Source organism: Streptomyces sp. WZ.A104, assembly GCF_002382885.1.
Lineage (GTDB): Bacteria > Actinomycetota > Actinomycetes > Streptomycetales > Streptomycetaceae > Streptomyces.
Genome location: NZ_NWVL01000028.1, coordinates 86,190 through 93,913 on the forward strand (window position 1 = coordinate 86,190; position 7,724 = coordinate 93,913).

At 73.7% G+C, this 7,724-nt stretch carries 8 protein-coding genes; 5 read left to right on the forward strand and 3 right to left on the reverse strand.

What is annotated here, in order from left to right; translation table 11 throughout:
- The first annotated feature begins 8 nt into the window (after positions 1–8).
- Positions 9–1,166: a serine hydrolase domain-containing protein gene (locus CIB93_RS17200; RefSeq protein WP_096627739.1), complete on the forward strand. Its 1,158-nt coding sequence runs from the start codon at positions 9–11 to the stop codon at positions 1,164–1,166.
- A 41-nt stretch (positions 1,167–1,207) separates the two neighbouring features.
- On the opposite strand, the gene CIB93_RS17205 is transcribed toward CIB93_RS17200, so the two are convergent.
- From CIB93_RS17205 to CIB93_RS39620, 3 genes are all read right to left on the reverse strand, one after another.
- The gene (locus tag CIB93_RS17205; RefSeq protein WP_179500144.1) at positions 1,208–2,464 is read right to left on the reverse strand and encodes a hypothetical protein; all 1,257 of its coding nucleotides are present in this window, start codon (positions 2,462–2,464) and stop codon (positions 1,208–1,210) included.
- A complete protein-coding gene (locus CIB93_RS17210; RefSeq protein ID WP_257002230.1) occupies positions 2,461–3,504 on the reverse strand; it encodes a hypothetical protein in 1,044 nt (347 codons plus the stop codon). The genes CIB93_RS17205 and CIB93_RS17210 overlap by 4 nt, the downstream gene beginning before the upstream one ends.
- Before the next feature lie 124 nt (positions 3,505–3,628).
- Positions 3,629–4,822 (reverse strand): FAD-binding protein, encoded by a 1,194-nt coding sequence (locus CIB93_RS39620; RefSeq protein WP_373558766.1) that lies wholly within the window; start codon positions 4,820–4,822, stop codon positions 3,629–3,631.
- Between CIB93_RS39620 and CIB93_RS17220 the strand changes: the two genes are divergently transcribed.
- The 4 genes from CIB93_RS17220 to CIB93_RS17235 all read left to right on the forward strand — a co-directional run.
- Complete coding sequence (locus tag CIB93_RS17220; RefSeq protein WP_096627742.1) at positions 4,705–6,273, forward strand: sensor histidine kinase KdpD; 1,569 nt, start codon at positions 4,705–4,707, stop codon at positions 6,271–6,273. The genes CIB93_RS39620 and CIB93_RS17220 overlap by 118 nt on opposite strands.
- Positions 6,270–6,692, forward strand: coding sequence for a roadblock/LC7 domain-containing protein (locus tag CIB93_RS17225; RefSeq protein WP_096627743.1), 423 nt, complete (start codon positions 6,270–6,272; stop codon positions 6,690–6,692). Before CIB93_RS17220 ends, CIB93_RS17225 begins: the two co-directional genes overlap by 4 nt.
- Positions 6,689–7,060 carry a DUF742 domain-containing protein gene (locus CIB93_RS17230; protein ID WP_096627745.1) on the forward strand — a complete coding sequence of 124 codons (372 nt, stop codon included), beginning with the start codon at positions 6,689–6,691 and terminating at the stop codon, positions 7,058–7,060. Before CIB93_RS17225 ends, CIB93_RS17230 begins: the two co-directional genes overlap by 4 nt.
- On the forward strand, positions 7,041–7,724 hold a 684-nt coding region (locus CIB93_RS17235), incomplete at its 3' end, for an ATP/GTP-binding protein (protein ID WP_257002231.1). The genes CIB93_RS17230 and CIB93_RS17235, both read left to right, overlap by 20 nt.

Consider the following 7,724-nt stretch of genomic DNA (forward strand, 5'->3'; position numbering starts at 1 on the left):
GAGAAATCATGGCGTACGACATCACCGTCAGGGGAACGGTCGCCGAGGGATTCGAGGGCGTACGGGAGGAGTTCGCCGCCGTCCTCGCCGAGGAGACCGCCGAGCCCGGCGCACAGCTCGCCGCGTACCTGGACGGCCGGCCGGTCGTGGACCTCTGGGCCGGGGACGGCATCACCGGCGACGCGCTGCCCGCCGTCTACTCCTCGACCAAGGGCGCGGCCCACTTGGTGGTCGCCCTGCTCGTGCAGGAGGGAATCCTCGACCTGGACCGGCACATCACCGCGTACTGGCCGGAGTTCACCGGCGGCGGCAAGGAGCGGCTGACCCTGCGCGAGGTGCTCGGGCACCGCGCCGGGCTGATCGGCGCCGACGGCGGCTTCACCCCCGACGAGCTCGCCGACGACCGCCTGATCGCCGCCCGGCTCGCGGGGCAGGCCCCCTATTGGCAGCCCGGTACGGCCTTCGGCTACCACGCGCTGACCATCGGGGCGCTGACCGGTGAGGTGGTGCGCCGGGTGACGGGCCGTTCGGTCCAGGAGCACTTCGAGGAGCGGGTCCGCGCCCCGTACGGACTCGACTTCCACCTCGGGCTGCCCGAGGCGCTGGAGGACCGGTACGTGCCGATCCGGCCGCTGGTGCCCACGCCCGAGCAGACCGCGGAGATGCTGGCGAACCCGGTCGACCCGGTGAGCCCGACCGGCATCGCCTTCAGTGCGGGCTCCCGGACCGCGATCGACATGGTGGCCCTCGTCAACTCCCGTACGACCCGGGCCCTGGGCCCCACGTCGGTGGGCGGTGTCGCCTCCGCGCGCGGCCTCGCCGGGATGTACGCGGCCGCCGCGGCGGGGCTCGACGGCCGGGACCCCCTGCTCAAGCCGGACACCCTCGCCGAGTTCGGCCGGGTCCACTGGCACGGCACCGACGTGGTCACCGGCACGGTCGACGGCTTCGCCCTCGGCTTCGAGGCGCTGCGCGGCACCTACCCGTTCCTGGGCGAGGGCACGATCGGCCACTCCGGCGCCGCGGGCTCACAGGCCTTCGCGGACCCGGTGAACGGGGTGGCGTACGGGTACACGCGGCGCACCTGGGCCTCCCAGGGCGGCGCGGCCCCCGAGAACGCCCGCCTGGCGGAGGCGGTAAGCCGGGCGGCGGCCCCGATGCGCTGAGGAGCCGGGCCGGGCCTGTCCGTCCGGGCAAACCCGGCCCGCTACCTCAGCTCCGGCAGCGTCAGCCGGACCGGGCCGCAGCCGATGCGCTCGGCCTCCGCCTCCACATAGCGGGGCAGCAGGGCGCGGACGAGGTTCGTACGCCTGGCCTCACCGTCACCGACGGACTTCAGCCGCTCCACCAGGAAGACCACATCACCGGTCTGGCAGTGGGCCACGTACACCCCCCTGGTGACGTCCAGCGAACCGAACCCACCGGGGCCCCGGCCCTTCGCCTCGCGCAGGCGGGTACCGCCGTGGAGCGCCTCCAGGGCGAACACATGGGCCAGCTGCGGGTCCACGACGGTCGTCAGATGCAGTTCGCCCGGCGGGTAGGAGGAGCCCACTTCGCAGGAGCGGGCCGCGCCGCCCTCCTGCCCCACGCGGGTCCGCGGCAGCGACTCCCGGTAACCGGCGGGCAGCCGAAGCCCCTTGATGCCGCAGAGCGCGTCCGGGGTGGTGTCCTCCCAGGCGACGTACGAACCGGTGGGCTCCGCGGAACCGTACGTACCGGAGCAGCCCAGTTCACGCAGGACGCCGTTGGCCACCGCCACCGCCGCCGCGGACAGGGCCCCGCGCTCCTTCAGGTCGTGCTCCGGCAAGCCGCGGCCGCCCGTTTCGCCCATCGCGAGGTCGACGACGGTCGGCGTGGCCAGCTGGTCCGGAGCCCCGACGCAGCTCTGCGGCAGCGCCAGCCAGGCCCGGGACGCGGACGCCATACCGGGCAGCCCGTTCCCCATCGGTGCCATGTCGGCCTGGAGGAACTCACTCGTCCAGGACCGCGCCTCCCTCTGGTGGGTTCCGTCCAGTTCACGGACGCGCACGGTCAGTTGGCTCACCACGGGGACCTTCTCGCCGTGGCTCGTGATGCGGCACTGCCCGTACGAGGCGACACGGGTGCGCGGGTCCCTCTGTAGTCGCTGGGTCTCGGCCGAGACCTCCAGGTCGCCGAACACGCGCGTGGTCAGGTCGTCGTCGAACGCGCCCCAGCAGGGGGCGGGGGAGAGCAGCGGCAGCGTGTCCATCCGCCAGGCGACCGCCCCCGCGCCGAACAGCGCACCGACGAGCCCGGCAGCGGTGGCGGCGAGGACCGTCCGGCTACGGAGGAGCCGCCGCAGCAACGGGGGCCGCCCGGCCGGGGCACCCTCAGGCGTGACACCGTCGCCCGGAGCGCCATCACCCGCGACACCGCCGGGCGTGACACCGTCAGCCGCGGCCGGAAGCGCGTCCGTGCCCGTGCCCCTCGCCCCCTCCGTCATCGTGCCGCCTCCTGGCTCTGGCTCCCGCTCCGGTTCCGCGTCGTGGGTGCGCAGCCGATGCGCCGGCCCGCCGACTCGGCGAACCGGGCCACCACCCTCCGGTCGGCCTTCTCCGAGCTGGACACCCCCGAATCGATCCGTCCGTAGAACACAGCGTCCCGGTCGTCGCAGGAGGCACGCAGGAGACCGTGCTCCTCGCCCTCGGGGAGACCGGCGAACACCGCCGCCGTCCGGGGCGTGGCGGCCATCACGAACTGGGCCGCCGGTTCGGCCGGCCCGCCCCTCCGGGGCCACACGACCGAGCAGGTCTGGAGCCGGTCGTCGACCACGCCCACCTGCTGCTCGTACCGGGATGTGCTCCCCAGGTCGAGCGTCACCCCGGGGATCCGGCAGACCGGATTCCTGGCACTGTCCGAACGCTCGGCGACCCGGGTCATCGGCGACGTCATCCGCAGCGGCTCCTCCGGCGCGCACCCCGCCTTCCGCATCCCCGCCTCGGCGGCGCCCAGCAGCATGCGGCCCACGTCGGGCAGGGTGCCGATGGTCAGCGGGGTCTGCCGCTTGCCCAGGTGGCCGTCGCCCCAGCTCTCGGCCCACAGGGTCACCGCGGACGGCCTGCCCTTCACATCGCACGACTCGGGCAGCACGAGCATCGCCCGGTCCCCGGCGACGAGGCCGTCCAGGTCGTCGGGGAGCGCGGAGGCGGTGCCGCTGAAGTACCGCTCGATCCAGGCGTACCGCTCGTCCGGGGCCTCGGGCACCGGGCCGTAGCTCAGCGTCACCCGGTCCTCGAAGCGGATCGGCTCGGTGGAGTCGTCGTCGGGTACGGACGAGGTCACCGTGAGGGTGCAGGTCGCCGTCCTCCCGTCGCCGCCCGGCGTACCGGACTCGACGGCCGCGCGCTCGGAGCCGGACTTGCCCAGGGCCTCGTCGCCGAGGAACCGGGCCCCGCTGTCCTGCTGCCAGGCGTCCCAGCAGTAACGGTCCCGGAAGAGCCCGCTGTCCTTCGCCCAGAGCCCCCCACCGGATACGAGCACCACTGCCGCCAGCGCGGAGGCGAGGACCCTACGCTTCCGCCACCACCTGCCACCGCTCTTCACAACGTTTCCCCCTGCACCTACGCGCCTGCGCGACGACCGCCGCAAACCCGTCGATGCTACGGGGTCACCTCCCGCCGCCCTCCAGCCCGTCCGCGATCACCTCCGCCAGGTGCCGGGCCCGGCGTCCGGCCAGCTGGTCCAGTTGCGTACGGCAGGAGAACCCGTCCGCGAGGAGTTCGCTCTCCGGTCCCGACTCCCGTACGGAGGGGAGCAGCTGCTCCTCCGCGCAGGCCACGGACACCTCCCAGTGCCCCTTCTCGAAACCGAAGTTCCCGGCCAGACCGCAGCACCCCCCGCTCAGCTCACCCGTCAGCCCCATCCGTTCCCGCAGCCGCCGCTCCGCCGCGTCGCCGAGGACCGCGTGCTGGTGGCAGTGGGTCTGGCCGGTGACCGGGCGGTCCAGGCGAGGCGGGGTCCAGTCGGGGGCGTACTCCTCCAGGTACTGGGCCAAGGTCCTGACGCTCCCGGCCAGTTCGGCGGCCCGCAGGTCGTCCAGGACGACGCCGGGCTGGACGACGGCGGTGCGGGCGACCGGGTCCAGGTCGAGGACCGTCCGCAGATGGCGGGTGAGGTCGAGCACGAGGCCGGTGCCGGTGGCCTGCCCGGCGATGGACGTGCCGCCGCCGCGCGCCACCACCGGAACCCGATACTCCTGGCAGACCGTCAGCGCGGCCGCGATGTCGTCGGCGTCGCGCGGGGCGAGAACCCCGAGCGGGACGCGGCGGTAGTTGGAGGCGTCCATCGTCGTCAGGGCCCGCGCGGCGGGCCCGAAGTCGCTCTCGCCGCGCACGGCGGCGCGGAGCGCCCCGACAAAGGCACGGGATGGTCCGGAGGGTCCGGAGGGTCCGGTATGCGGTCGATGCTGTTCGGCCATGGCTTCAGCATGCCGTCGGCACAGATGAACTCTTGGGATGCGGCCGGGTAAAGGCGGGCAAGTCTCACAAAAAAGCCCACAAGATCTTCCCAAACAGACCGTCAAGTCTCCTATAGTGACCAAGACTTGAGCAGGAATTGTCAGCTCCAGTTGTGCATGATCGCCCACACCCGTGGCGAACTGTCCGGATTTGACCGGTACGGTTTCGCCTTGCCCACCCCGTACCGCCCCGCCCCGCCCCGCACGTCCGCCACCGAGGACTCCGATTGCGCCCCTCACACCGGCCCACCGCGCTCGCCCTGCTGATCTCGGCCGTCGCAACCGGCACGCTGACCCTGTGGGCCGTCGCCGCGGCCCCCGACACGGTACGGACCCCGCTGGCATGGGGAGCGGGCGCCGCCGCCGTACTGCTGAGCGTCGCCGCGGCCGTCACCGTCCACACCCTGGGGACCGCGCGGACGCTGCGCTCCCTGCGGGCCGCCGACGCCCAGCGGTTCACCACCGAGACCTCACGCCTGGTCTCGGCCTCCGCGGCCGAAGCCCAGCGCTACACCGCCGAGAGTGCCCGGATCAAGGCCGTCGCCTCCGCCGAGACCGCCCGGGTCGCCGCCGACGCCCGCGCCGAGAACGAGCGCATCCGCGCCGAGGCCGCCGCCGAACAGGCCCGCCTCACCGCCACCGTCGAGCGGCTGACCGCCCGCGCCAACCGCGCCGAGACCGAGCGCTCCGCGGCCGTCGCCGCCTGCGCCAACGCGGCCGGACGGATGCAGGCCCTGGCCACCAGCATGCTGGCCGACCTGCGGGAGATGGAGCACCGGCACGCCGACGAGTCCGTGCTCGGGGACCTGCTGTACCTGGACCACCGCACCGCCCAGGCGGGCCGGCTCGCCGACTCCATCGCCGTACTGACCGGGGCTCGTTCCGGCCGCCGCTGGGCCAAGCCGATCGTGATGGAGTCGATCCTGCGCGGCGCGATGGGCCGGATAGGCAGCTACCAGCGCGTCCGCCTCCACTCCACCAGCGATGTCGCGATCGCCGGTCACGCGGCCGAGGGCGTCATGCACGCGCTCGCCGAACTCCTCGACAACGCGGCCAACTTCTCGCCGCCCACCGCCGAGGTCCACGTCTACGTGGAGGAGGTCCCGGCGGGCATCGTCATCACCGTCGAGGACAGCGGGCTCGTCATGAGCGAGGTGCAGCTGCGCCGCGCCGAGCGGGCCGTCTCCGCCGAGAACCAGGACCTCACCAACCTGTCCGGCACCCGCCTCGGCCTCGCCGTCGTCGGCCGACTGGCCCGTAAGCACGGGCTGACGGTCTCGTTCCGGCCGTCGGCGCGCGGCGGCACCGGCGCGCTGATGATGCTCCCTCAGGACCTCATCTCCCGCGCCCCCGCACCGGCCGTACGGACGCCCGCTGCCACGCTCCCGGCCGCCCCGGCCACCACCGCACCCGCCGAGCCGGAGCCGTCCCACGCGTCGGCCGAGGGCGCGGGCGCCGCCGACCCCGCCCCCACGGCCCGCAACGCCCCGGACGGCGCCTCCGGTGACACCGCCTCCATGCCCCTGCCCGCGGCGGCGGAGCCCGCACACTCCCCGGAGTCCGCGTCCGAGTCCACCGGCAGCGTGCCCACGTTCGGCGAGAGCGGTCTGCCCAAGCGCCGCCGCGGCCGCACCCTGGCCGCCGCCGAAGCCCGTACCGGCAACGCCGCCCCCGGCGAAGCCGACACCCCCCGGGCCCGTACCACCACCGACCCGAAGGTCCAGGCAGCACGCTTCAGCACCTTCAGCAGGGCGGTACGAGCCAACTCCCCGCACCCGGAAGGCAACACCCGATGACCGCGACCACCGACGAGAAGCTCAACTGGCTGCTGGAGGGGCTGCTCGACCGCACCCCCGGCACCCGCCACGCCCTCGTCCTGTCCCGCGACGGCCTCAAGCTGTGCCGCACCCCCGAGCTCTCCGTCGACCAGGCCGACCAGCTGGCCGCGATCTCCGCCGGAATCCAGAGCCTGTCGCACGGCGCGTCCATCGAGTTCGGTGACGGCACCGGCGGCGTACGGTCCGCGATGACCGAGTTCTACGGCGGCGTGCTGTTCATCGTCGAGGCGGGCGCCGGTGCCCACCTCGCCGTCGTCGCCGACGAGGACTCCGACGTGGGCCTCGTCGGCCACAACATGAGCGAGCTCGTCGAACAGCTCGGCGAGCACCTGGTCGCCCCGCCGCGCGCACCCGTGGCGGAGGGCACGGCCGTATGACGACGGCGCCCCGCCCGCGCCCGGGCCGCGACGACGATCCGGACCGGCTGTACACCCTCACCGGGGGCCGCAGCCGCTCCGATTCGGCCGCCTTCGACCTGGTGACGCTCGTCGTCGCCGAGTGCGACCCGGCCCCCGGCATGCAGTCGGAGCACGTCGCGATCCTGCGGATGTGCCAGGGCCCGACCGCCGTCGTCGAGATCGCCGCGAGCCTGAACCTGCCCGTCAGCATCGTTCGCATCATGCTGTGCGACCTGCTCGACACCGGCCGGGTCAGCGCCCGCCACCCCCGTACCGCCCGTGTCGCGGACCGGCTCCCCGACCCCGACATCCTGGAACAGGTGCTCGTTGGACTCCGCAACCTCTGACCGCGCCGCCCTGAGCTCGACGGCCGACAACGGACTCAAGATCGTTGTCGTCGGCGGCTTCGGCGTCGGCAAGACCACCATGGTCCGATCCGTGAGCGAGATCCGTCCGCTCAACACGGAGGAGACGATGACCCGCGCGGGCGAGGCCGTCGACCACCTCGACGGCGTGCAGGCCAAGACGTCCACCACCGTGGCGTTCGACTTCGGCCGCATCACGCTCGACGAACGGTCCGTGCTGTACCTCTTCGGCGCGCCCGGACAGGAGCGGTTCTGGTTCCTGTGGGACCGGCTGTTCTCCGGCACGCTCGGCGCGGTCGTCCTCGTCGACACCCGTCGGCTCGCCGACTCCTGGTATGCCATCGACCGCCTGGAGCACCACGGCACGCCGTTCATCGTGGCGTGCAACGACTTCGGCGGCCCGCTCCACAGCGAGCAGCAGATCCGCGAGGCCCTGGACCTCTCGGAGGACGTACCGCTGGTGGAGTGCGACGCACGCGACCGGTCCTCCAGCAAGTACGTGCTCATCACGCTCGTCGAGCACCTGGCCGCGCTGTCCGCCGCCCGCCTGCGCGCCCCCGAGGCGGCCGTCCCCGCAGGGGCCCTGGCCGACGCGGCCCTGGCCGACGCGGCCCTGGCCGACGCGGCCCTGGCCGACGCGGCCCTG

What these genes read in the sequence shown, in the direction of transcription:
- CIB93_RS17200 (WP_096627739.1), top strand. Translation starts at nt 9, where the DNA reads ATGGCGTACGACATCACCGTCAGGGGAACGGTCGCCGAGGGATTCGAG.
- CIB93_RS17205 (WP_179500144.1), bottom strand. Translation starts at nt 2,464, where the DNA reads ATGACGGAGGGGGCGAGGGGCACGGGCACGGACGCGCTTCCGGCCGCG.
- CIB93_RS39620 (WP_373558766.1), bottom strand. Translation starts at nt 4,822, where the DNA reads ATGCCAGCGGGGTCCGTACCGTGTCGGGGGCCGCGGCGACGGCCCACA.
- CIB93_RS17225 (WP_096627743.1), top strand. Translation starts at nt 6,270, where the DNA reads ATGACCGCGACCACCGACGAGAAGCTCAACTGGCTGCTGGAGGGGCTG.
- CIB93_RS17230 (WP_096627745.1), top strand. Translation starts at nt 6,689, where the DNA reads ATGACGACGGCGCCCCGCCCGCGCCCGGGCCGCGACGACGATCCGGAC.